An 884-nucleotide genomic window follows, 5' to 3' on the forward strand; every position below is an offset into this window, starting at 1 on the left:
TCGATACCACCGCCAGCGCTGTCGATGCACTGTGGCTGATGCTGCCAAACAGATTTTGCGGCCACAATGGTTGGCGTTGCCTGCCGATGCCGGGCACAGTTTTGATACCGTATTCACGTAATGCATGTACTGCGGCAATACGTCCTGCTAAGTGCTCTGCTTTACGCTTACGTCCACTGGACAGGAGCTGAGCGTGGTGGGGCAGCCAGAGCAGGTCCTGCTCATGGAAGCTGGCGGGATCGAACTCGACAATGTGCAGCGTGTGGTCTGCGAAAGTGAGCGGTGTGTGCGTGGTGTGCATCATGGTTATGCTTTCCCTCTCCCCGCAGGGAGGAGAGGGGGAAACGTTATCAGAAGTGTGTGTTAACGCTCATGAACCACGTCCGGCCTGGTTCGTTATAGGTGTTCGCGCCCGCGCCCGCCATATAGTTTCCGGTCACAATATCGCCCGTGGTCTGGGCATTACCTTCACGCCATAAACGCTTGTCAAAGACGTTATCCACGCCGCCGGTCAGGCTGACGTTTTTCGTCACATCCCAGGTCGCGCTCAGGCCGACGATGCTGTACGGGCTGACTTCACTCGCCGAACTGCCGGTTACCGGTTTGCCCTGGTAATCATATTTTTTCGGCTGCTGTTTACCGTACCAGGTGAAGGTGGATTGCAGCGACAAATCTTCGCGTGCCTGCCAGCTCAGGGTCGAGTTCAGCGTGTACTCAGGAATAATCGACAGGCGTTCGCCGGTCTCTTTATTCTTACTTTGCAGCATGTAAGTGATGTTGTTGGTCCAGGTAACGGTTTCGCTAACCGGCACGTTCAGCGTACCTTCCAGACCCTCAACCACCGCTTTAGGAATGTTTTCCCACTGATAGATATCGGTGTAAGT

General features: G+C 54.9%; 2 protein-coding genes. Both read right to left on the reverse strand.

Translation table 11 applies throughout. From position 1 onward, the window contains the following. A partial coding sequence (entD, locus tag JSN25_RS11515; RefSeq protein ID WP_204524944.1) for an enterobactin synthase subunit EntD occupies window positions 1-301 on the reverse strand: 301 nt, incomplete at its 3' end. A 49-nt stretch (window positions 302-350) separates the two neighbouring features. Beyond that, window positions 351-884: TonB-dependent receptor domain-containing protein (locus JSN25_RS22080; protein ID WP_233638077.1), on the reverse strand; the 534-nt coding region annotated here is incomplete at its 5' end.

Source organism: Citrobacter cronae, from assembly GCF_016893685.1.
GTDB classification, from domain to species: domain Bacteria; phylum Pseudomonadota; class Gammaproteobacteria; order Enterobacterales; family Enterobacteriaceae; genus Citrobacter; species Citrobacter werkmanii.